Source organism: Acidithiobacillus caldus ATCC 51756 (assembly GCF_000175575.2).
GTDB classification, from domain to species: domain Bacteria; phylum Pseudomonadota; class Gammaproteobacteria; order Acidithiobacillales; family Acidithiobacillaceae; genus Acidithiobacillus_A; species Acidithiobacillus_A caldus.
Map to the genome: position 1 here is coordinate 84,315 of NZ_CP005987.1, position 22,660 is coordinate 106,974.

A 22,660-nucleotide genomic window follows, 5' to 3' on the forward strand; every position below is an offset into this window, starting at 1 on the left:
AGCGGGAAGGTGTTGTCTTGGCGGGTCTCCAATAGCCTGGGTGCGGGCTTCTGTGTCGGGGCCTTGGAGGAGNNCCTACGTCGAAACGGTGCGCCAGAGATCTTCAATACCGACCGGGGGTCGGCACAGTTCACCTCGGAGGTATTCCTCGGGCTGCTGCGATGGCAGAGGACGAGCTTTGGACAACGGTTTCGTTGAGCAGTTCTGGCGTACAGTCAAGTATGAGTATGTCTATCTGCGGCCAGCGNAAACCGGCACNGAACTNNAGGTGGGTCTCTGNAGCTACCTTGGCTGGTACNATACCNAAGGGCCNCACNTCTTCCCTCANAGGNNAAACACCNGAGGCGATCTANNCCNAAGATNTGGTNNGAAATGCCGGTTCATCCTTATGGGTGCAGGTTCTTGCCCAGGGCTGGCCTTGGACACCGTGCGAACCCACTGACAAATCTGAAACAAGCGATTCATCAGATCTTCAGGGTAGAGTCCCTAGAGCTTACACAATCTTGCCCATCTCGCTCCGGGGATTAACCGAAAGGTGCCAATCTACGGGGACTGGCGCCAAGGCATGAGACACTCTACAAGCGCATACAGCGAATGGGCAGAGTAGAGACGTCCTAGCTATTAACCAGGCCCTTAAATATCTAACATCGCGTAGCGTGCTGCGGGGTGGTGGAAATAGCGCGCGACTTTCTCGGGCAGTTGGCGTAGCCCGTTCATGAAAGTGGTTGCCTTCTCCAGCAAGCTTTGGGTATCTGTGCTCATGGGGCCCGTACGCAGAGCGGTTTTGAAATCGCGATTGAGATACCCGTCGGGGTTGGACTCTGGCGCATAGGGCGGCAGAAATACGAGCTCAATGCGGTCCTGTTTGTCGGCCAGCCACGCGCTTACCACCTTGGCGTGATGTACCCGCAGGTTGTCCACTACCAGGAAGACCTTCTGCGGCGCGCCGGTGATCAGCTTTTCCAGAAAGGCGATAAAACGCTCCGCATGGATGCTGCCCTCCACGATCTCGAAGGCGATCTCTCCGCGCGGGGAAATTGCCGAAATCATCGACAGGGTGGTCCAGCGTGCCGGATGCTCAAGGATGGGGGTCTGCCCCTTGGGGGCATATCCCCGGACCCAGTGGGCATCCTCTTTGACGGCGGTTTCGTCGCCCCAGTGAATGACCGCACCTTCCTGCAGGGCACGCGCCCGAAGCCTGGGGTACTCCACCTCCAGCCACTGCCGTACAGCTTCCGGGTTCTGTTCCAGCGCCCGTTTGACCGGACGTTGGGGAGTAAACCCCCAGCGTTTGAGATATTTGCCCACCAATCGCACCTGCAAATCGATCCCGAAACGCTCCCGAATCAGTTGCCGGATGGCAGGCCGCGTCCAGAGCGCAAAAGGCATCTGCAACTGCCGTGGATCCTTTTGCACGATCTGGTCCCGAATCCAAGCCTCTGCCGCCAGAGTCAATTTACGGCAAGCCCCAACCGGCCGCCCCCGCGGGCGTTCCTCAAGGCTCTTGGTTCCTTCTCGTTTGGCTCGCGCCAACCAACCGCGAATCGTCGAGGGATGGGCACCAGACACCTTGGCCAAGTCCTCTACTCGCATGCCCGACTGTTGGCGCAACCGCACCACCATCTGCCGCAGTATGTTGCGCCCATCCACCGTCAATTTACGCACATCTACCCGTTCCATGACCCTCAGTATAGCAAACTACTATCGGATATTTAAGGGCCTGATTAATAAGTTGAATTGCTGATTTGGTGTGCATCCTGTTCATTTTTCCGCGCTGACCGACAGGGTGATCGCCGAGCGGCACTCCCGACCATCTGCCTTCGGATATCCGGGCAGCGTTCGCGGATCCAGGAAGACAGGCTCCCAGGCCTTGGGTATCCCAGTGCTCTTCGCGTACTCGCCAGGCAACGGCCATGACCGAGATAGTAGTCAACGGCGGCCTGCTTCTGCGCCTCCGTATAAGGCGATCGCGATCGAACGTAACCCTTGGGGCAGTCCCGAGTTCACGCATACTCACGGTACCAAGCGTTGAGGGCGTTTTTGCTCGGATAGCCCAGGCAGAGGATGGTGGCCGCGCGCTTCCCGCACTCCACATACCACTCCACGGCACGAATATGTTCCTCGTAGGAATACATGAACTACCTCGATGGTATCCAAGTTTTATCCGAACCCCCATCTGACCTAAATTTATGCATTTTTTACGCACTTTATATATTTTTTTTATAGACACTGGGTTCGCCGTTTGCAAAGCTCTTTCCCACGATCGGTCGTGGACCGCCCAGTTTGGGCGTCCATGGAGTCTGCTTTGATAGTGACAAGCACCCGGGGGGTTGTTATGGAGTACGTGTATTTACTGATTATATTAGGCTTTTTTCTAGTCTCCATAGGTTTGGTCGAAGGATTGGAACGGTTGAGGAAGATAAAATGAGCCCGTTTATTTGGATCGGCCTCGGCCTGGGTGTTTTTCTCTTTGGTTACCTGTTGGTGTTTCTAATCTTCCCGGAGCGTTTTCTATGATGCCTAGCATCCTACTGACCTTAACCCTCTTGGTAGTAACGATAATACTCGCCATTCCCTTGGGACGATACATGTATCGCGTGTACCAAGGAGAAAACTTCTGGGCATCAAAGTTGCTCGCCCCAGTCGAAAGAGCCCTCTACCGCGTCTCTGGAATCTCTCCGGATCAGGAGATGGATTGGAAGCGCTACGCCATAACCTTGCTGGTATTTAGTTTGTTTGGCGGTTTATTCCTGTATGCCCTCCTCCTGGCACAACGATCACTGCCGCTCGATCCATTGCATTTCCGTGGAGTCCCTGCAGGATCAGCCTTTAACACAGCCGTGAGTTTTTTGACCAACACGAACTGGCAAGACTACTCAGGCGGTTCGACAATGAGTTACTTGTCCCAGATGCTCGGGCTTACCGTGCAGAATTTCCTCTCTGCGGCAGTTGGTATTACGTTTCTGCTACCGCTAATTCGTGCATTTTCTCGACACAGCACCAGAGACGTAGGAAACTTTTGGGTCGATCTAACCCGCACGGTACTTTACGTTCTGCTGCCCTTGGCAAGCATCCTAGCCATTGCGCTGATGGAGCAGGGAGTCGTCCAAACTTTGGTGGCCGATGTATCCGTTCATCTTGTTGCTCCATTTTTATCTCACGGCAAAGAGATCGTCTCACAGACCCTGCATGTCGGACCGGTAGCTTCACAGGAGGCCATCATGATGTTGGGCAACAATGGTGGTGGTTTCTTCAATATGAACGATGCCCATCCGTTTGAGAACCCGACGGGGTTGACCAATCTCCTCGAAACAGGCGCAATGATTTTGATTCCGATCGCGCTGGTTTTTCTTTTTGGGCATATGGTTCAATCGAAACGTAACGCGTGGATCATACTGGTCGCCATGCTCGTAATCTTTGTGCCGCTGACCTTTATCAGTCAGCATTTCGAACTGGCTGGCAACCCTCTGTTAACCCAGATGGGAGTAAATCAGAGTAATACCGTAAACTTAGCTGGTGGTGGGAATCTGGAAGGAGTGGAAGATCGGATTGGTGCTGCTGCCTCGGCGCTCTTTGCAACGCTCGCGACTGCCACGTCCACAGGTGCAGCCAACTGCGCGTATGATTCTCTGATGCCCCTTAGCGGTGGGATCAATCTCTTCCTGATGCAAATGGGAGAGGTCGTATTTGGTGGGGTGGGATCTGGTCTTGCAAGCTTTCTGACCTTTATGATTTTCGCGGTATTCATCGGAGGTCTTATGGTCGGTCGCACCCCGGAGTTTCTTGGCAAAAAGATTGAATCCTATGAAATAAAAATGGCATCCCTGTCGATTCTGATCATGCCGCTTTTGGTGCTTATTGGTACCGCCATCGCAGTTTCTACGCACGCGGGCCGGGCGGGAGTTTTTAATCCCGGACCTCATGGTTTCAGTGAGATTCTGTATGCGGTTACCAGCCCAGCAAACAATAATGGTAGCGCCTTTGGAGGCTTGAGTAATGATACGCGCTTCTACAATATATTGACCGGAATGTGCATGCTCTTTGGTCGGTATTGGGTATACCTACCACTTCTGGCCATGGTTGGCTCATTGGTGGAGAAAAAGCGTGTCCCAGCGAGCGTTGGAACCTTGGCGACAGATACGCCTATTTTCATGGGATTGACAGTCGGGGTGATTCTCCTGGTGGGCGCATTGAATTTCTTTCCGGCACTGGCGCTGGGCCCAATTGCCGAACAATTAACTCCTGTTACCTCCGTATTGACACATCGAGGATAACGTTATGTCGGATATGAATGTATCTTCTCCAATGATTTGGGGTACAATTGTCAAAGATTCTGCTCGCGACAGTTTTACTCTGCTCTCTCTCCGGCATCAGCTCCGCAACCCGGTTATGGCCGTGGTATATTTGTCGTCCTGGCTGTTGCTGGTCATGCTCGTGTACGACCTGTTTAGGGGATCAAGCGAAACCGTTTTTGTCGGATTTATCGACTTGTGGCTTTGGCTGACGCTTCTCTTTGCGAATTTCGCGGAAGCCCTGGCAGAGCGCCAAGGGCAGGCTCAAGCGGCTAGTTTGCGGCAGAGTCGGCAGGAGATGGCCGCAAAGAAGTTGTCTCGGGCCGAACGTTCATCGGCCTACACGATTGTGCCGGGTGCAAGCCTTCGTGTGGGAGACTTTGTACTGGTCGAGGCAGGAGATCTGGTGCCAACTGACGGCGACGCGGTTTTGGGGGTGGCTGCGGTCGATGAAAGCGCTATCACCGGAGAGAGCGCCCCTGTCATTCGGGAGAGTGGAGGTGATCGTAGCGCGGTTACCGGAGGTACGCGCGTGATTTCCGACTGGTTGGTGATTCGTGTTACCCAGGAAGCGGGTAACACCTTCCTCGACCGGATGATCGGCATGGTAGAGAGCGCCACGCGCCGGAAGACCCCAAACGAAATTGCCCTCAGTGTGTTGCTCGTTGTGCTTACCCTGGTCTTTCTGGTGGTCACCCTGACGCTCTACGCATTTTCCTGGTACAGCGTTCACTACGCCAGCCACGCGGGCCATGTGATCAGCCTCCCAATTCTCATAGCTCTCCTGGTCTGCCTGATTCCAACAACCATCGGTGCGCTGTTGCCGGCCATTGGTATCGCTGGCATCGTCCGGCTCCTGAAGGCCAAGGTGGTCGCCACGTCGGGACGCGCCATCGAGGCGGCCGGTGACGCGGACATTCTCCTTTTGGACAAAACGGGAACGATCACCCTGGGCAACCGGCAGGCAGATATATTTTATCCGGTCGGTCGCGTAACCAGTGACGAGCTTGCCCTGGCGGCACGTCGGGCCTCATTGGCCGACAATACCCCGGAAGGCAAGAGCATTGTTGCGCTCGCGGAGAAAAACTTCCCCGATCGTAAGGAAGCCCTCCCCGAAGGCGCCACCTTCATTGCGTTTACGGCAGAGAGCCGCATGAGTGGTGTCAACTGGGACGGCGTGGCCCTGCGTAAGGGGGCACCGGACGCGATCAAAGCCTATGTCCTTGAGTCGGGTGGCGAGTGGCCCAAGGAACTGGACACGCTGGTCGATCAGGTTGCCGGTAGCGGTTCGACACCGCTCGTCGTTTGCGCCGACGCCCAAGTATTGGGAGTCGTCGAACTACGCGACATCATCAAATCCGGTATCCGGGAACGCTTTGCCGAACTGCGAGAAATGGGTATTCGCACAGTTATGGTTACCGGAGACAATCCGTTGACTGCCGCCGCCATAGCCGCGGAAGCCGGTGTGGACGACTATCTTGCTGAAGCCAAACCGGAAACGAAGCTTGCGCGGATTCGCCAATATCAGCAAGAGGGTTATATGGTCGCGATGACCGGCGACGGGACCAACGATGCTCCTGCTCTTGCACAAGCGGACGTTGGCCTGTGCATGGCCAGTGGTACCCAGGCTGCTCGGGAGGCATCCAATATGGTGGATCTGGACTCCGATCCTACGAAGTTGCTGGACATCGTGCGCATCGGAAAGCAATTGCTGATGACCCGAGGAGCACTCACGACCTTTAGCATCGCCAACGACGTTGCAAAGTACTTCGCAATCATCCCCGCTGCTTTTGTCGCCACGTACCCGCAACTCTCGGCGCTCAACATTATGGACCTGAATTCGCCAAGCGACGCCATTATGGCGGCGGTGATTTTCAATGCGATCATTATTCCGTTCCTCATCCCCTTAGCACTGCGCGGAATTAAGTTCCGAGCCGAATCCGCAGAGCAAATCCTTCGCCGAAATGTCTGGATCTATGGGCTAGGCGGCATCGTTGCCCCATTTGTCGGGATCAAGCTCATCGATATGCTGTTGGCCGTACTCTAGGAGAAGACAGATGCTTAAAGAGATCAGAACGGCGCTCGTGTTATTTTTGTTACTGGCGGTATTGACTGGGCTGGTCTACCCCTTGGTCATGACCGGCATTGGTCAACTGGCGTTTCCGTATCAAGCCAACGGCTCTTTGATACGCGAGAATGGCAAAATCGTGGGGTCGGCGCTGATCGGCCAGTACTTTCGCGAACCCCAGTACTTCTGGAGTCGACCCTCAGCAACATCACCCATGCCGTATAATGGGGCGGGTTCGAGCGCCTCCAACCTTGGCCCGAACAACCCTGTGCTGTTGCAGCACGTCAAGGCTCGGGTCGAGGCACTCAAGCGGGCCGACCCCGCAGAAAAAGGCCCGGTTCCGGTCGATCTGGTGACGTCTTCGGCGAGCGGACTCGACCCCGACATCAGTATTGCCGCGGCAAACTACCAGATTTTGCGCATCGCCCACAGCGGAGGGATCAGCCCAGCCAGGTTGAAGGCACTCGTGCAGCGCTATACCACCTATCCGCTTTTGGGTTTTATCGGTGAACCGGTGGTTAATGCCGTACGCTTGAATCTTGCTTTGCACGCCATATATCAGCATATGAGCCGAGGCAGAGAGGGTAAGTAATAGCTTGCCCAGGAAACGGGTGCGATGTCCTCGGCGGGCAAACAAGCACGTAAAACGGGAATATGTCGTTAATAAAAAGGCGCCGAGAGGCGCCTTTCTTTGTGTTCAAATTTTACGCAAATTTTATGTATTATTTATTTTATTTTTACGATAAACCGTCTATCTTTTAGGGAGTACCTAAATGGTGGCGAACCTCACGCTACCAACGTGGGTATCCGTAGAGTTCTTCCAGAAGGAGTGGCAACGTGACGATCCGTAACTCCCTGCGCAGGCAAATCCAGTACGCATGTGTCGCACTCTGCGTGCCCGTATCTGCCAGCGCTCTGACCCTTCCGAGCCCCTATATGGTCTCTGCAGGCCCCTTGGGCCAGATCGGCGTACAGGGGGTAGTCAGTGGTCTTGGGTTTTATCAGGATAATCCCCAAGGGACTGTTGCCGGAACCCTGGCCAGCAAGCATGTCGGTGCCGATATCAGTAACGGTCTTGTCATCGTGCAGAAAAGCAGTGGCCTCGTCCAATTCACCCTCGAGGCCGGGGCCTACAGCTTCCCGACCCTGGCATCCTGGTTCACCTCGGCGAGCCAAACCGTCAACGACTTTGGGGCCCTGCCAGTTGCCTACGTGACGCTTGCCCCGAGCAAGGCGTTCTCTGTGGAGATCGGTAAACTGCCCACCCTCATCGGTGCCGAGGACGGGTTTACCTTTCAGAACCTCAACATCGAACGGGGACTGTTGTGGGATGTGGAACCCATCGTCAGTCGCGGTGTGCAGGCCAATTACAGCATGGGTCCGCTCAGCGCATCTTTGTCCTGGAACGATGGCTATTACTCCAACCGCTACAACACGGTCAGCGGCGACCTGACCTGGACCATCGATGGCAGCAACAGTCTGGAGTTCTACGCGAGCGGGAACCTCGGCAAAGCCGGTGGCAGCACGACCAATACCTACGGTGCGGGGAATATCGCCGACGGGGCCGACGACAGCACGATCTACGGACTGATTTACACCTACAACCACGGTCCGCTGACGATAGAGCCCTACCTGCAGTACATGCGTACGCCGGCCCAGTTGGGGATTGGCCTTGACCACGGCTTTTCCAATTACGGAGGCGCCGTGCTCGCGAGCTACAGCTTTACTCCGACGTTCAGTCTGACTGGCCGGGTGGAGTACCTCGGGGTGTCGGGCCATCCAGGCTTGGGACAGGAGTCCTATGCCAGCGGCATTACCGACCTGCCCGAGGATTCCCACGCTTGGTCGGTGACCCTGACGCCCACCTATCAGGCCGGGGATTTCTTCCTGCGCGGGGAATTGTCCTATGTCACCGCGTCGTGTCCGACGGGCCTTGGTTTCTCAGGGGCTACGGGCCAGGGAACTACCCAGTTGCGGGGACTTATCGAGACGGGTTTTTTGTTTTGAACGACAGTTGATGGTGGAGGCTTCGTTGGGAGTTTGCGAAGCCGTATGGCGCTCGCCCACAGTGGGTATGCCGAATGAGGGTAGCTATGGAACCGCTTAAGATGCAGATAAAGAAGGCCGAATGGCAAGGATATCGCTGGGCGCTGGATCACCCACAGGCCAATCCCGATGCCATAGAAGCCGCCTGTTACACCCTATATTCCGAAAACCGTGCTGGTGTTCTGCTCTATGCCTTCGAGCGCGGCTGTGCTTTGGCGCAAGCCGGTGTCCAGCCGGAAGCCCCCGAGCCTGTGTAGAGATTATCCGACGAGTATACGTGAACCGTCTCAGAGGAGTCCGTCATGTTGAGAAGTGCAAAGGTTGAACTACGGCAAAATCCGTCCACGAGGCACGTCACGTGTCTGGGTCATCGCTGGGTCATCAAAGTGGGAAGCAGCGTGCTCACTCGGGATGACGGCCAACCGGATCGTGTGGCTATTCGCGGCCTGGTCTTTCAGATAGCGGCGCTGCGCGAGCAGGGTGTGGAGATAGTGCTGGTGAGCTCGGGCTCCGTCAGCGTCGGCCAAGGCCACTTGCGCGAGCGTGCCGGCGATCCTGGCACCGATGCGGTGGTACGGCGAGTCGCGGCAAGTTTGGGGCAGGCAGCGCTGATGCGGGTCTTCCAGGAAAGCTTCGAGGCCTGCGAAACGTTTTGTGGACAACTGCTGCTGACGAGCGCGGATCTTTCCGGTCGGCACGCCCAGCGCCGTCTGCGCCGTTCCCTCGGCACGCTCCTGACCATGGGTGCTGTGCCGATCGTCAACGAGAACGATGCTACGACACATGCCGGTAACGGCATTGGCAACAACGATCTGCTCGCTGCCCACGTCGCCCGAGCCTGGCGCGCGGACTTATTGGTTTTACTCACCGACCAGGGGGGCCTGTACACCGCTGATCCACGCCGAGACGCCCTGGCGCGTTTGGTAGAGGTCTGCCATGGCAATGATCCCAGGATACTGGCGATGGCTGGCGGCGACACGGGAGTGCACGGAACGGGCGGTATGGCCACCAAGATTCAGGCGGCTATCCTCGCCGGTGGCCGTGGTATTCCCACGCGCATCGCCGCTGGACGACAGAGTCACGTATTGTTACGCATTCGCCGGGGAGAAAGAGTGGGCACCTGGGTTCTGCCGCCCGCGACCTGGAGCCTGGGTCAGCGCTTGGGGCTGCCGGCCCTCCCGCAACCGGCTTACCAATGGGCGTGAACCGGAAACGCCGCCGCTTGCCCCAAGGAAAGTTATCGTGCTCTCGCCGAACCCATGGCCATCCCTGACGAGGGGTTTGGTTTGGCTGCTGCCGGCGGTGTGGTTTTGCCTCGTGTGGCTTGCACAGAGCAGACTTCGTTTACGCAGGGCATTCCGAGATGGCCAGCGCTGGGCGCGCCAGCACCCGCAGGCGGACTTGCATCCGGCAATTCTTACTGCCCAGGCGCGCTGGCCACTGCGCGATGCAGGCCAAGATCCGTGTTTTTACGCCTTTCTCAAGGGCTATCACGCAGCGCGTCGGCAGGATAGGGACGCGCTGCAAACGGGGTTGAAGCCGTGATCCATGTCGTCCGTAAATCCGTTTTTCTCACCTTGGGTCGCTTTGGGAGGAGTTGCTTATGCTATACGGTGTGATTCTGAGCTTTGCTTTACTCCTTTTGGGCCTTTATTGGCTCTACGCTCGGCACCTCGCCGCTGCCGATTCTGCGCGTAGGGAGCGGCAATCCTTGCGGGCCAGACCGGGTATTTTCCCCGGCATCGAAAAGCTCCTGCCGCGTGTCGCGCCCCACGATCTTTTTCCGTGGGGCAAAGCTTTTTTTGAGCCCAGCCGCAGGGCTAGGGAATCGCGCCAGTGGGAGCTTCTGGTCGACCTCGAGCACCGCGCTTTTTGGTACATGCCTGTTAACCTTTCTCAGCAACAAGCCGGACCGGGATATGTTCCATACAGGCATTGAGCAACCTCAGGGGCAGTTCTGGCTCCCAGAAACGGCGATTGAAGCGATAGACAAACTCGTTCAGATATTCCTGCAGATATTTGCCGGATACCCCATGGAATGTGCCCAAAAGAAAGGCCTTGAGGTTACCAATGGCGATGTGTACCCACGGCAACCACTCGTCCACCTGATGCGGTTTGGTCACGCGCCCCTCATGCTCTTGGCTCTCTCCGAGAACTCGCAGCGCTATTAAGCCGTCGGTGCGGGTAGGTTGCTTGGGGCGCAAGCGTCGCCGCGCGAATTCGCGAATCCGGTCGGCAGAGACCGAAGGCGTCGTCTCGATGGCAATAAAGCCCGCCTTCTTGCCCCGGTTTTCCACGGCAACCAAGATCGGTGTTTTGCCTTCGGCCCCTCGACCGCTCTTCCCCCCAGACCGGCGTCCACCGACAAAGGCATCGTCCAACTCTACCAGCCCTTCCAAGCGATACAGACTGTCGCGATCGCCCTCGTGTGGCTTGCACAGAGCAGACTTCGTTTACGCAGGGCATTCCGAGATGGCCAGCGCTGGGCGCGCCAGCACCCGCAGGCGGACTTGCATCCGGCAATTCTTACTGCCCAGGCGCGCTGGCCACTGCGCGATGCAGGCCAAGATCCGTGTTTTTACGCCTTTCTCAAGGGCTATCACGCAGCGCGTCGGCAGGATAGGGACGCGCTGCAAACGGGGTTGAAGCCGTGATCCATGTCGTCCGTAAATCCGTTTTTCTCACCTTGGGTCGCTTTGGGAGGAGTTGCTTATGCTATACGGTGTGATTCTGAGCTTTGCTTTACTCCTTTTGGGCCTTTATTGGCTCTACGCTCGGCACCTCGCCGCTGCCGATTCTGCGCGTAGGGAGCGGCAATCCTTGCGGGCCAGACCGGGTATTTTCCCCGGCATCGAAAAGCTCCTGCCGCGTGTCGCGCCCCACGATCTTTTTCCGTGGGGCAAAGCTTTTTTTGAGCCCAGCCGCAGGGCTAGGGAATCGCGCCAGTGGGAGCTTCTGGTCGACCTCGAGCACCGCGCTTTTTGGTATTGCCGCGAAACCTCCACCCTGGGATTTTGGCGCATCGATCCCGATGGCGCGGCTTTCTGGCAGGAATGGCGTCTTGCGCCCCAGGAAGTAGACCACCTTCGTCGGCAGTACGTGCAAGAGGGAGCGCAAGCATCGATGTCCTCCGATGTGCAACCGCGTGCCGTTGGTTTTTAGGGAAGATCCCTGCTGTTGTCTGGACGGAAGGCCTTTTACGGATCGAAACGGTATTCCCTGGGGGAAGCCCATCGATCCACGAGAGGCCTTCCGCCTCCTGTATCCCGCTCAGCCGCAAAGGAGTGTGAGGTTATGAAGCAGTTACCGATCATGGCGCAAGTCGCCCAAGGGCGCCTTTCGGGGTTTGCACTGGGACCTTTGGTTCATTCCGCTGAGCAATGCCGAACCTCCGGAACGCAAGGTGCGGCGGATCGGTGCGGTGTATGTGATACGCTTACCCGACCTGGTCTTGCCGGCGCTCCAGCATCTCCTTGAGACGCGTATGCGTGAAAGTTATCTGCTCTGCCTTTGCGTTAGCCAGATCTTTCGCGGCTGCCACCCGCGCGACCACGCCTTCATCCAATCGGACTGGGCAATCTGGTCTTGAGGAGAGCCCCATGCATCCCTTACTTGCCAGCGTCCTCCAAACCCTTTTCGTCCTGGGGCTGACCATCCTGTTGGCCTATCCCCTCGGAATATATCTCGACTCGGTCTACAACGGCCGCGTGTTTTGGGCGCGGCGGGTATTGGGTCCGATAGAGGAGATGATCTACCACCTGGCAGGCAGCGCACCAGGACATGGATTGGAAACGTTACGCTCTCAGCTTTTTGGGCTTCAACGGGCTCGGCGCACCGAGTCTCTACGTCCTGTTGCGTTGGCAAGGGGCTTTGCCTTTCAATCCGGAACACTTTGCCGGCATGTCGCCCATTATGGCCTTTAACACCGCCGCAAGTTTCGTGACCACCACCAATCTGCAGGATTATGGTGGCGAGAGCACGTTGAGTTATCTATCCAAAGCCGCAGGCCTTGCGCAGCAGAATTTCCTCGCCGCCGCCAGTGGCGTCGTTACGCTGCTGGCAGTGGCCCGCGCCTTCATGCGCAGCGAAGGACGGGGGCTCGGCAATTTCTGGGTAGACACCACCCGAACGGTGCTGTACCTCTTCTTGCCGTTGGCCGCCATTTTTACGGTGTTTTATATCCAGCAAGGAGCCATTGAGAATTGGGTGGCCTATGTCCACGCGGATTTGATACAGCCCTTTTGGCATGACGGTCACTGGATAAGACATCAGGTTCTGGCCATGGGGCCGGCTGCCTCACAGGAAGCGATCACCATACTGGCGGGGGATGGAGGAGCTGTTTTCAACGCAGGTGTGGCACATCCCTTCGTGAATCCGACGCCTTTGTCCAACCTCGGGCAGATGGTGTCCTTTTTGCTCATCCCCACCGCCCTGATTTTCTGGTTCGGGCGTGCCTTGCGGCGCCCCCGGGTAGCTTGGGCGATTCTCGCCTGTACCACGCTCTTATGGCTCCCTCTGGCTGTGACGAGCGAAGCGGCGGACCTCGTTTCCAATCCCCAATTCCCACCCAGCGTTTCTCGCGCAAGCGGCCCAGACGCGGGCGGAGGTGGTAATCTGGAGGGGGTTGATCTGCGCTTCGGATCCGGCGCATGTGCGCTTTTCGGCAGTCTCGCTGCCACCACGGGAGCCGGTATGTCTGGCTGTGCCTACGACTCCATGATGCCGCTATCCAGTGGTATCAACATGGTATTTATGCAGCTGGGGGAGCTCTTGTTTGGGGGAGCTCGTGTGGGCCTGGAGAGCTTCCTGGCAACTATGATCTTTGCGGTTTTTTTAGCAGGATTGATGACCGGGCGCAGTCCAGTCTTCTTGGCCAAAAAAATTGAGGCATTCGAGATCAAAATGGTGGCCTTGTCCCTATTGGTGATGCCGGTGCTTGTGTTGCTCACCACGGCTTTCGCCGTGAGTGTGCCTGACGGACGCGCTGCCGTGTTCAATCCTGGTCCCCAGGGGTTCAGCGAGGTCCTCTACGAATTCACGAGCGCGGTAAACAATAATGGAAGCGATATGGGCGGTCTGAATGTCAACACCACCTTCTACAACGCACTCTCGGCCATGGCAATGCTGTTCGGAAGATACTTTGGAATACTGCCGCTTCTGGCCATGGCTGGGAGTCTTATCCAAAAGAAGCGGTTGCCGCAAGGCGCGGGAATATTGCGAGAGAGCTCGGTACTCATGATTCTCTTCGTCACTTTCGTTATCGTCGTACTGGGAGCGATTACCTTCCTGCCGGCCTTTGCCCTCGGTCCGCTGGCAGCACAATGGGCCATCCTGCCGCCCCCACAACTCCAGTGGTGAGCGTGGTGACTGCTTAGACGAGGCGCGCGGGAGGCTAAAACGGTATGGAGAACAAATTGGCAATACTCGTGGTTGAGGACGACTTGCGTATCGGTAGACTCCTCGAGAATAATCTGCGCCTCGGGGATACGTACCTTGTGGATTGGGAGACATCGGCGGCCGCAGCACAGCGGGCCGTGCGCCAGCGCCGCGCGCACGAACGCACGCCCTATTCGGTCGTCTTCTTGGACTTGGGGCTTCCGGATCGGGACGGCTTGGATCTGATTCCGTGGTTTAGAACGCAGTCGGCCGATCAGGTGATTATTGTGGTCTCGGCTCGTGGAAACGAAGCGGATAAGATTCAGGCCTTTCAGCTAGGTGCTGACGACTATCTAACCAAACCCTTTCATTATGGGGAACTGATGGCTCGTCTCCAAGCGCACCTCAGAAGGGTTCATGTCACGACGAACGAGGGCGCTATAGTGCGGGGAGAATGGCGATTGGACGACAACAGACGCGTGCTGGTGATCGGGGAACGGGAAATTCTGCTCACCAATAAGGAGTACCAACTCATGCGCATTCTCTTACGCAACTGCGGAACCATCGTTCCGAGTAAGCGTATCCTGAACGCCATTTGGGGCCACACGCATGAGGAACACACGCATTACGTACGTATATACGTGCAAAGGCTGCGTGAGAAAATCGAAAGCGATGCAAGCCTTCCCCAATTCCTGCTCACTGAGCTTGGAATTGGGTATCGCCTCGTTGTTCCCGACTTTACCGAGAAACAATCAAAAACTAACAGAGATTGAGTAACGACAATAAAGAGTTATTTTTTTAAATCAGCCCACAGGTATTTGTGGTATTCGTTTATCAATCGGCGTGCAAAAGGGGATAATTCTGGTCACGCTTTATCGTGACGATCTCCTATGTGCGAGAAAACACGGAACTATTACAAGCCCATATAGAGCAGATGTACACCTCCGGTAATGCCTTGACAGACTCCTGCGCGCGGGTATCCACTCTGCGTTTAAATACTGTTAGGGGGTATAGGTATGTCAGCACACGATCGACGGGCCATCCTGCAGCGCATGGCCCGTCTGGAAGGTCAGGTCCGCGGTATCCGGCAAATGCTGGAGGAAGACCGCGATTGCCCAGAAGTCCTGAATCAGATGGCCGCAGCGCGCGCCGCTTTGGATAAGGTCGCCCGGATGGTTTTTGAAGATCACCTGGATCACTGCTTGGTAGATGTTATCCGGGACGGGGATGCAGACGAACCGATAGCGAGTATCAAAGCGGCCTTCGCCCGTTATTTCTTGCCCTGATCACGGGAGCTCTTCATGTCTTCTACGCTGCTGTTGCTCCTGCTCGCCGCTTTTTTGGTAGCCTTCTTTCACGCGATCCTTCCCGATCACTGGATGCCCATTGCGATGCTCGCACGCACCCAAAGATGGCCCATGCGACGAGCTCTGCGGGTTGCGGCGTGGGCCGGTTTCGGTCACATCGCGGGTTCTCTCATCCTTGGGGTCATTCTTTTGGCGCTGGGATACAGCCTTGAGAGAAACTTTGCTCATTTTGCTCGGTATCAGGACGAGATCCTGGGAGGCATCTTACTCATGACCGGTGCTGGACTTCTGCTTTGGCAGATGATACGTGGCGCCCCTCACCCTCACCCTCACCCTCACCCTCACCCTCACCCTCACCCTCACCCTCACCCTCACCCTCACCTTCACGACCAAGACCAAGACCACGACCACGACCATCATGGGCATGACCACACAGGGCATGCATCGTTGGGACGCTCTTGGTGGACCTTGATGGTCGCTGGGGTTGCGGCCTCTCCGGATGGGGCTTTTGTCCCGGTGCTCATCGCAGCACTGCCGCTGGGAACGCTGGCCATTACGGCGGTGCTGCTGACCTATTCCCTGGCGACGCTGGTCCTTATCCTACTCTTGGTCTGGCTCGCTACGTGGCTGGGTCTACGCTGGCGGTGGGCTTGGCTGGATCGTAATGGCGAACGATTGAGCCCGCTCATTCTTATGATTCTAGGGCTCGCCTTAGTGGTAGGGCTTTGATACGCAGAACGGGAGAAAAATGTGACTCTCCTGACGATATACGGCGCATCGGTGGTCACTCTGATGATGATTTTTTATGCTCTGGAGCAAAAATCATCGTGGTTTACTCTAGCATTTGGTATAAGCTGCATCGGTTCTGCGATCTACGGGTTTCTTGCCGGAACGTGGCCCTTTGGCATCGTAGAATCTATCTGGAGTTTGGTGGCCTTTCAGAAGTGGTATTCCATGTTGGACAATCCTGAGAAATAGCATACTCCCGAGTCGATAATGTGGATCTCATGAACGGCAGCTTCCGCTGCGTACTCGACGTTGCCACCGCCGCGCCATCCATCCCCAGCGTAAAAGCCAGAATCTCCAGCGCAACCGAATGAATCCGCAACCATGGGCGTCGCCAGGGAATCACAACCCAGATTCCGTGATCGTCACTGGGAGGAACAAAAGCAGAGGGTTGTCCGGCGCGGTCTGGAAACCGTATTGCCGATAATATTCGGCCGCACGCTCATCGATGGCGTCGACAAACAGACCAATGCCTCCTGCCTCGTCGTAAATACGCCGCGCCCTCGTCAGCGCATCCATCAGCAGCAGCGCTCCCAGGCCTTTACTTTGATACTCGCGGTCAACCGCCAGTCGGCTAAGCCGCACACCTGGGATACGGCGCGGCAGCTTCTTGCGCCACGCGTCGGGCAAAAGATGGTTTTCGAGTTCGGCCAAGGTCAGCGCATAATAGGCACAAATGCGTTCGGGCTCTCGCTCACGGGCGGCGATGAAGGTCTTCGATAGACCCTTGTCTTGGTGCTGACGCGCAACCCGCCGCAACCAGTCGTTAAGGAGTCTCTGATTTAGCCATCTGATACAATGGGCTGACCGAGTAGCGAGGAGATGCTATCCATGTCCGGACAGATAACCTTTGCCGAGGAGCCCAGCCTGTCGCGACGCCGCAAGCAGACCAAGCGAGAACGCTTTCTGGCCGAGATGGATGCCGTGGTTCCCTGGGCCAGGCTTGTGGCCTTGATCGAGCCGCACTACCCCAAGGGGGGCAGCGGCCGCAAACCTATGCCTTTGGAGCGGATGCTGCGGATCCACTTTCTCCAGCAATGGTTCGGCTACTCCGATCCGGGGATGGAAGAGGCCCTGTACGAGGTTCCTCTGCTCCGTCAATTCGTCGGTATCGACTTGGGTCGGGACTTCGTTCCCGATGAGACCACGATCCTGAAGTTCCGCCGCTTACTGGAGCGCCATGCGCTTGCCCAGGCCATCTTTGCCGAGGTGCAGTCCGTGTTGCAGGAGAAAGGGCTCTTGCTGCAGGAAGGCAAGACCGTGGATGCCACCTTGATTCACGCCCCGAGCTCCACCAAGAACCGAGACCGCAAGCGGGATCCAGAGATGAGTCCACCAAGACATGCCTCTGAATCATTCTCAGCAATCAAGCTCTAACTCTCTGTGAGGCATAGAGAAAGGAGGTCTGAGATGAAAGCTGAAGCGACGAACCTCTTGCAGTGGCAAGCGCGGTTTGGCACGGAAGAGGCCTGCTTGGAGGCGCTGAAACAAAAGCGCTGGCCCGAGGGGTTTCGATGTCCGAAATGCGGCCATGACCGCGGATACTGGATCGCCGGACGAAAACTCTTTCAGTGCGGGCACTGTCGCCATCAGACCTCGGTGACGGCCGGCACAATTTTTCATTCGTCCAATGTGCCCCTGGTGCAATGGTTCCTGGCCATCTATTTGATGGCGAGCGACAAGGGCGGATTGTCCGCCCTGCGGCTGTCGAAGCAGATTGGGGTCTCCTGGATCACGGCTCACCGGATGTTGCGCCGCATGCGCCGCGCCATGGGCGATCGCGACAGTCTGTATCGCTTGGAAGGGCTGGTAGAGTTGGACGATGCCTTTGTCGGTGGACGCCGGTCTGGGGGGAAGAGCGGTCGAGGGGCCGAAGGCAAAACACCGATCTTGGTTGCCGTGGAAAACCGGGGCAAGAAGGCGGGCTTTATTGCCATCGAGACGACGCCTTCGGTCTCTGCCGACCGGATTCGCGAATTCGCGCGGCGACGCTTGCGCCCCAAGCAACCTACCCGCACCGACGGCTTAATAGCGCTGCGAGTTCTCGGAGAGAGCCAAGAGCATGAGGGGCGCGTGACCAAACCGCATCAGGTGGACGAGTGGTTGCCGTGGGTACACATCGCCATTGGTAACCTCAAGGCCTTTCTTTTGGGCACATTCCATGGGGTATCCGGCAAATATCTGCAGGAATATCTGAACGAGTTTGTCTATCGCTTCAATCGCCGTTTCTGGGAGCCAGAACTGCCCCTGAGGTTGCTCAATGCCTGTATGGAACATATCCCGGTCCGGCTTGTTGCTGAGAAAGGTTAACAGGCATGTCCAGAGATGAGTTCCACCAAGAAAGGGAATCAGTGGTATTTCGGGATGAAGGCGCATGTGGCAACGGATCTCCAAGGTATCGTACAGGCGGTGGACTTCACGGCGGCCAAGGTACCGGATCATCAGCGGCTGGAGGGGCTCCTTACCGGAGAGGAGTCGGTGGTCCTCGCTGACCGGGGCTATGACTATCCCCAGGTGCATGACACGCTGGTGGCCCGAGGCATACGGAACGCGGTAGCGCGGCGACGCTATCCTGGGCAGAAAACCGGCTTGGCGGCCCTCAAGCGCTACAACCGCGCCATTGCCCGGATCCGTGCCCGGGGAGAACACGCCTTCCGGGTGCTGAAGTGCCAATTCGGTTATCAGCGAACCAGATATCGGGGTCTGGCCAAGAACGGTGCTCAACTGACCACGCTCTTTGCCTTGGCCAATCTGTACATGCTGAGGAGATATCTCCTGGCCGCGTAGGGAGTGGTGTGCCCAATATCCAATAATTCTCCAGAAAATGGGGGAATTTGACGGATAAGTGACCTGATAGCAACGTGCTTAGGTCAATACTGGGGACAAGGCGCACCTTTTTAGGCTAGGTCAGAGCTTCCTTAAGCTCCTGCCGACCACAGTCAAATCGCTGCCGATCATGGTTCCCAGTTAAAGGCAGTATCTGCATCTTCCCGCTTGCTCTGGTGATGGCGCATCATGGCAGCCTTCAATTTGGCATTCGGCTCCGGCGGGCTTTCCAGCAAGTCCAGCAGCCAGTTCCAGTCGCGCGGGGTGAGGCGAATGACCGCTTCACGCTCGAGGACCTCCTGGGCCTCTTTCAATGCCGCCTGCACGAGAAACTGATTGACCGTGGCACCAGTCAGCTCGGCAGCACGACACAGAGTTTCATAGACCTCGTGGGGAACCCGAGCGCCGATGCGGTTCTGCTTGGCTACGGTGGAACCCATATCACCCCCAAATGTACTCTGGGTCCTCACTCTATCACTGTCGCCATTTTGGCGCCATACTCAGCTATCCCGTCCAATCTCTTCCAGCAAGCGACCGTGCTTGCGCAGATCGAAGAACACGGTCTCGCTTCCGGACTGGGCCTTGCCGCGCACCTGGCCCCAGCCCCGCTCCCGAAAATCCATCTCCGCCAGACGCAGATCGTCGGTTTCTTCGGCGAAGGCCTGCAGGCGCTGGTAATCGGATCCCGTGTCGGAAGGACAGACCAGTAGACATAAGCCCGCCTCACCGCTGCGCCCGACGCGGCCGCGCAACTGCACGAGGGAGGCGGTACCAAAGCGGTCGGCGTTAGCCAACACCAGGCAATCAACACCCTTAACGTCGATACCGACCTCGACGATCGAGGTGGCCACGATCAGCGGCTTGGCACCGCTGGCAAAGGCCTCGATGGCTGCGGCTTTCTGCGCCGCATTCATCCGGCCATGCACGACCTCCACCTGTCCGGGGAAGTGCCGTTCCCACACGCCCACGGCCTTCTCGAGGTCGCTCCCGGCGCGGTAGAGGCTTTCGCGCACCAGCGGCCGGCTTTCATAAAACCCCGCCCGGATCTCGTCCACCAGCACGTCCCAGGCCTTGGCCTTGCGCCGCCCCTTGGCATCGACCGTGAGCAAGGCCGAGCGCGGTAACACGAACAGGCTGTCGGGGCTGTCGCTGTCGTAGGCGAGGATGGGGAAGGGGGGCGGCGGGGAGCCGTCGCCCGGCCGCAGAATCCTGGCGGCGGAAAACTGCCGGTTGATGCGATAGAAACGCTGCAGTTCGTCGGGGTCGTGCATGCGCGCCCACTCCCAGGCCGAGCGCAGATCGGTGACGCCATCGAGGGGCAGCACTCGATCGCCCGGGAAAAACGACGCCAGGAAGTACGCCCGCTCCCAGTCCACGGCTGTGGGCTCTTCTTCCCGGCGGATCGCGCCGTAGACGACGATGGCCTTGCGACCCGCAGCCAGGGTATCGCGCACGGCGGCCAGGGCCTCGCGCCCCTCATCGCGGGTCAGCACGCGGGTGACTACCCGGCGGTCGTGGGGACGGCCCGCGATACGCACAAGATCCATATCGCCAAAGAGGTAGAGGGACAAGCTGCGCGGGATGGGGGTGGCCGACATGAAGATGCGGTTGGCCTCCATCGGCACCGTGCCGAACTTCACCTGGGCACCGAAGCGGTGCTCTTCATCGAAGATCACGGTACCGACCCGCGACCAGTCGAGGCCGCGATTGAAAAGCCCATGGGTACCAAAGTACACGTCGGCTTCGGGCAGGGCCTTTTTCTTGCCCTTAGCACCGACCACGAGGTGTGCGCGCACCGCCGGAAAATAGGCCGAAAAGGTCGAAAAGAGCTGCTGGCAGAGGATCTGGGTGGGAGCAACGATGAGGACCTTGTTGCGCCCCTCACGGGCGCCGTAGACCGTGGCCCGGGCGGCGATATGGCAGATGGCCGTCTTGCCCGAGGCCACGCCGCCCATGAGCAGAATTTTGGCCGGATAGGGGGAAGCGAGTTTTTCGCGCACCGACTCGAGGGCGGCTTGCTGGCCCGGCGAGAGCGCGAAGGGCAATTCCGCCGCAAATCGCGCCATTTCGTCGGCACTGACGTGAACCTGTACCCCCGGGGTCTGCTGGCGGGCTTCGCGCAGCCGCAAGGTGGCCTCGACGCGCTCGAGGACTTCCATGCGGGCGAGCGTCTCCTGGGCGCGCGCCAGCACGCGCGGGTCTTCCGGGTCGTGGATCGTCCGCACCGCCTGCGGTATTGGGAGCGTTCCGTGTTGGGCCAGCGCTTCCCGCACCCAGGGCGAGGTGATGGACGCCAGATCCGCATCGCTCGCGCCCGCGAGCACTCCCAGAATCTCCGCCCGAATATCCGCCGTCCCGAGTTTCCCGCGGCGCCGATAGATGGGCAGGATCATCCCGATCTCGGTGCGATCGAGAATGGCGGGTTGCTGCAGGTCCACCGTTCCCTGAAAGCTGCCGACCTTACCCAAAAAGGCAAAGGCAGCGCCTGGAGTCAGCAAATCCGTGTGCCAGCGCCGGTAGTGGAAAAAGGTGGCCTGGAACTGAGCGGAACCGAGGTCGCACAAATCGCGCAGGACGACCTTGAGAAAACGGGATTGGGAACGGACCTGCACGATTTCGCCGAGCAGCAAGGCGGTCGTACCGGGGTCGACGTGCCGGGCCGGTTGCGGGAAACGCCGATCTTCGTAACGCAGCGGGCGCACCAGAAGGCGCTCCCGCAAGGCAGAGGAACTCAGTGGCGCTGCTTCTGGCAGGGAAGGCACAAGGTCTGCCCGTATTTCTGCTGGCTGTAGTCGCGGACGCGCTGGTCAACGTCGGCCCCACAGCTCGCGCACTGATCGGCCAGCGGGCCGCGCGGCGCGTTGCCCTGGCGGGCGGCATTACCTTGGCGCGCGGCATTACCCTGGCGGGCGGCATTACCTTGGCGCGCGCCATTACCCTCTCGGGCGGCGCTCCCCGGCTGCGTCGCCGACCGGGGACCATCGTTCGCCAGGGGCGGGGTCGCGGCGAAGGCACCGCGCAACAAGCCCGTGAGGGCTTCGTTGTCGAGCCAGGGATACTCCGCACGGATCTGGCGCGTGAGCAGGCCGCCCATGTAGACCATATCGGGGGCGGCGATCTTCACCGTAAGGCTGCGGCCAGTCGCGTTCATGCGCGCGATGATACCGCCATCCTTGCGCTCGAGGAAAAAGCCCTTGTCGTGCGCCGGGCCGTGCGACGAAAAGGAACACTCACGCAGGTAGCCGTAAAAGACGGCGGCCACCGCAACCAGCTCCGCCTTGGTAAACATGATGGAAATGCGGTTCTGCCAATCGTAGATCCGGGGACGGGCCTGGGGGTCCACCACGTCGGCACCTTCCATGAGGATGGTATAGAAGCCCGGCCGGTTATCCGATTCCTTGGACTTCGCGAGCGCCATGGACAAGGCCGCCTTGGCGCCATAGGCACAATGGCTGATATAGCGCAGGTCCGCATCCGTCACCGTGTCCGTCGCCAACACCACCCGATCCGGCGTCCGGGGCTCGCGTAGGGTTGCGGGTTCCACCCGGGACCGGGATGTCACCGACGTCGTGCGCGGCGCGGCTGCGGCCGGCTCCGTTGCCGGAGTGGTTGCCGGGGTCGCGCGTTCCGCAGCCGGGGCGCTCTGTGCCTCGACCGGAGCCTTGGCGATCCGTTCGCGCACCTGCCGTATTTGCTGTACCGCCAGCACCTTGTCGCGCGCGGTATGGCTGTTCGCCAATAAGACCACGGCGCGTCGCAAGGTCGCGGACAGTTCGCTGTGCGTGCGGAAACGCCGGTGTTCCTCTCCGTCGATTTCCTTCAGGTTGTTTTCCACAAGGACCTCGTTAATGTCCCGCAAGGTACGAATGGACACGACATTCTGGGCTTCCATAAGGGCGACTCCAACCTTTGCTTGTACGAACAAAAGTATATCACAATTTTTCGGGCGTACAGCTTTT

At 58.1% G+C, this 22,660-nt stretch carries 20 protein-coding genes and 4 pseudogenes; 17 read left to right on the forward strand and 7 right to left on the reverse strand.

The features are described 5' to 3' along the window. Nucleotides 1–88: 88 nt before the first annotated feature. A pseudogene (locus ACAty_RS16555) lies at nucleotides 89–442 on the forward strand (integrase core domain-containing protein). A gap of 191 nt (nucleotides 443–633) precedes the next feature. On the opposite strand, the gene ACAty_RS14120 reads toward ACAty_RS16555, so the two are convergent. Both ACAty_RS14120 and ACAty_RS16655 read right to left on the reverse strand, forming a co-directional pair. Then, on the reverse strand, nucleotides 634–1,680 hold the full coding sequence (locus tag ACAty_RS14120; protein ID WP_004872622.1) for an IS630 family transposase: 1,047 nt from the start codon (nucleotides 1,678–1,680) through the stop codon (nucleotides 634–636). Between the two features lie 323 nt (nucleotides 1,681–2,003). Beyond that, complete coding sequence (locus tag ACAty_RS16655; RefSeq protein WP_004870081.1) at nucleotides 2,004–2,135, reverse strand: hypothetical protein; 132 nt, start codon at nucleotides 2,133–2,135, stop codon at nucleotides 2,004–2,006. Nucleotides 2,136–2,513: 378 nt separating this feature from the next. Here ACAty_RS16655 and kdpA (ACAty_RS14135) point away from each other — a divergent pair, with 378 nt between their 5' ends. From kdpA (ACAty_RS14135) to proB, 6 genes are all read left to right on the forward strand, one after another. Next, nucleotides 2,514–4,274, forward strand: a complete 1,761-nt coding sequence (gene kdpA / locus ACAty_RS14135) for a potassium-transporting ATPase subunit KdpA (protein WP_038471437.1) — start codon at nucleotides 2,514–2,516, stop codon at nucleotides 4,272–4,274. Between the two features lie 4 nt (nucleotides 4,275–4,278). Then, nucleotides 4,279–6,339, forward strand: a complete 2,061-nt coding sequence (gene kdpB / locus ACAty_RS14140) for a potassium-transporting ATPase subunit KdpB (RefSeq protein WP_051620888.1) — start codon at nucleotides 4,279–4,281, stop codon at nucleotides 6,337–6,339. Nucleotides 6,340–6,349: 10 nt separating this feature from the next. Next, complete coding sequence (kdpC, locus tag ACAty_RS14145; RefSeq protein ID WP_004870087.1) at nucleotides 6,350–6,952, forward strand: potassium-transporting ATPase subunit KdpC; 603 nt, start codon at nucleotides 6,350–6,352, stop codon at nucleotides 6,950–6,952. Nucleotides 6,953–7,197: 245 nt separating this feature from the next. Next, complete coding sequence (locus ACAty_RS14150) at nucleotides 7,198–8,367, forward strand: porin (RefSeq protein ID WP_038471440.1); 1,170 nt, start codon at nucleotides 7,198–7,200, stop codon at nucleotides 8,365–8,367. Between the two features lie 101 nt (nucleotides 8,368–8,468). Continuing rightward, nucleotides 8,469–8,663, forward strand: coding sequence for a hypothetical protein (locus ACAty_RS14155; RefSeq protein WP_004870092.1), 195 nt, complete (start codon nucleotides 8,469–8,471; stop codon nucleotides 8,661–8,663). A gap of 45 nt (nucleotides 8,664–8,708) precedes the next feature. Continuing rightward, nucleotides 8,709–9,611 carry a glutamate 5-kinase gene (gene proB, locus ACAty_RS14160; RefSeq protein WP_077272696.1) on the forward strand — a complete coding sequence of 301 codons (903 nt, stop codon included), beginning with the start codon at nucleotides 8,709–8,711 and terminating at the stop codon, nucleotides 9,609–9,611. A gap of 681 nt (nucleotides 9,612–10,292) precedes the next feature. Here proB and ACAty_RS14170 read toward each other — a convergent pair. Beyond that, nucleotides 10,293–10,829 (reverse strand): annotated as a pseudogene (locus ACAty_RS14170) (IS1595 family transposase); the annotation flags it as partial. Between the two features lie 289 nt (nucleotides 10,830–11,118). Here ACAty_RS14170 and ACAty_RS14175 point away from each other — a divergent pair. The 7 genes from ACAty_RS14175 (at nucleotide 11,119) to ACAty_RS14205 (ending at nucleotide 16,067) form a co-directional block, all read left to right on the forward strand. Then, nucleotides 11,119–11,568: a hypothetical protein gene (locus tag ACAty_RS14175; RefSeq protein ID WP_004870098.1), complete on the forward strand. Its 450-nt coding sequence runs from the start codon at nucleotides 11,119–11,121 to the stop codon at nucleotides 11,566–11,568. Between the two features lie 618 nt (nucleotides 11,569–12,186). Beyond that, entirely contained in the window at nucleotides 12,187–13,764 is a 1,578-nt protein-coding gene (gene kdpA / locus ACAty_RS14185) for a potassium-transporting ATPase subunit KdpA (protein ID WP_004870103.1), read from the forward strand. Between the two features lie 44 nt (nucleotides 13,765–13,808). Further along, nucleotides 13,809–14,555 (forward strand): response regulator, encoded by a 747-nt coding sequence (locus ACAty_RS14190; protein ID WP_004870104.1) that lies wholly within the window; start codon nucleotides 13,809–13,811, stop codon nucleotides 14,553–14,555. A 243-nt stretch (nucleotides 14,556–14,798) separates the two neighbouring features. After that, the gene (locus ACAty_RS14195) at nucleotides 14,799–15,068 is read left to right on the forward strand and encodes a metal-sensitive transcriptional regulator (protein ID WP_004868027.1); all 270 of its coding nucleotides are present in this window, start codon (nucleotides 14,799–14,801) and stop codon (nucleotides 15,066–15,068) included. A gap of 328 nt (nucleotides 15,069–15,396) precedes the next feature. Beyond that, nucleotides 15,397–15,561 carry a hypothetical protein gene (locus ACAty_RS16245; RefSeq protein WP_004868022.1) on the forward strand — a complete coding sequence of 55 codons (165 nt, stop codon included), beginning with the start codon at nucleotides 15,397–15,399 and terminating at the stop codon, nucleotides 15,559–15,561. Next, nucleotides 15,561–15,818: a hypothetical protein gene (locus ACAty_RS14200; protein ID WP_004868019.1), complete on the forward strand. Its 258-nt coding sequence runs from the start codon at nucleotides 15,561–15,563 to the stop codon at nucleotides 15,816–15,818. Before ACAty_RS16245 ends, ACAty_RS14200 begins: the two co-directional genes overlap by 1 nt. Before the next feature lie 21 nt (nucleotides 15,819–15,839). Continuing rightward, on the forward strand, nucleotides 15,840–16,067 hold the full coding sequence (locus ACAty_RS14205; protein ID WP_014002116.1) for a hypothetical protein: 228 nt from the start codon (nucleotides 15,840–15,842) through the stop codon (nucleotides 16,065–16,067). Nucleotides 16,068–16,217: 150 nt separating this feature from the next. Here ACAty_RS14205 and ACAty_RS14210 read toward each other — a convergent pair whose 3' ends face one another. Beyond that, a complete protein-coding gene (locus tag ACAty_RS14210) occupies nucleotides 16,218–16,634 on the reverse strand; it encodes a GNAT family N-acetyltransferase (RefSeq protein WP_004868018.1) in 417 nt (138 codons plus the stop codon). Between the two features lie 72 nt (nucleotides 16,635–16,706). Between ACAty_RS14210 and ACAty_RS14215 the strand changes: the two are divergent. The 3 genes and pseudogenes from ACAty_RS14215 to ACAty_RS14225 all read left to right on the forward strand — a co-directional run. Next, nucleotides 16,707–17,246 (forward strand): annotated as a pseudogene (locus ACAty_RS14215) (IS5 family transposase); the annotation flags it as partial. A 39-nt stretch (nucleotides 17,247–17,285) separates the two neighbouring features. Further along, nucleotides 17,286–18,185, forward strand: coding sequence for an IS1595 family transposase (locus tag ACAty_RS14220; protein ID WP_014002140.1), 900 nt, complete (start codon nucleotides 17,286–17,288; stop codon nucleotides 18,183–18,185). A gap of 9 nt (nucleotides 18,186–18,194) precedes the next feature. Further along, a pseudogene (locus ACAty_RS14225) lies at nucleotides 18,195–18,662 on the forward strand (IS5/IS1182 family transposase); the annotation flags it as partial. A gap of 167 nt (nucleotides 18,663–18,829) precedes the next feature. Here ACAty_RS14225 and ACAty_RS14230 read toward each other — a convergent pair. The 3 genes from ACAty_RS14230 to ACAty_RS14240 are packed head-to-tail and all read right to left on the reverse strand — an operon-like array spanning nucleotide 18,830 to nucleotide 22,593. Then, on the reverse strand, nucleotides 18,830–19,141 hold the full coding sequence (locus ACAty_RS14230; RefSeq protein ID WP_004867997.1) for a type II toxin-antitoxin system TacA family antitoxin: 312 nt from the start codon (nucleotides 19,139–19,141) through the stop codon (nucleotides 18,830–18,832). 60 nt (nucleotides 19,142–19,201) lie between these two features. Then, complete coding sequence (locus tag ACAty_RS14235) at nucleotides 19,202–21,463, reverse strand: DEAD/DEAH box helicase (RefSeq protein ID WP_051620890.1); 2,262 nt, start codon at nucleotides 21,461–21,463, stop codon at nucleotides 19,202–19,204. Next, nucleotides 21,433–22,593: a hypothetical protein gene (locus ACAty_RS14240; RefSeq protein WP_040131374.1), complete on the reverse strand. Its 1,161-nt coding sequence runs from the start codon at nucleotides 22,591–22,593 to the stop codon at nucleotides 21,433–21,435. Before ACAty_RS14240 ends, ACAty_RS14235 begins: the two co-directional genes overlap by 31 nt. Between the last annotated feature and the right edge of the window lie 67 nt (nucleotides 22,594–22,660).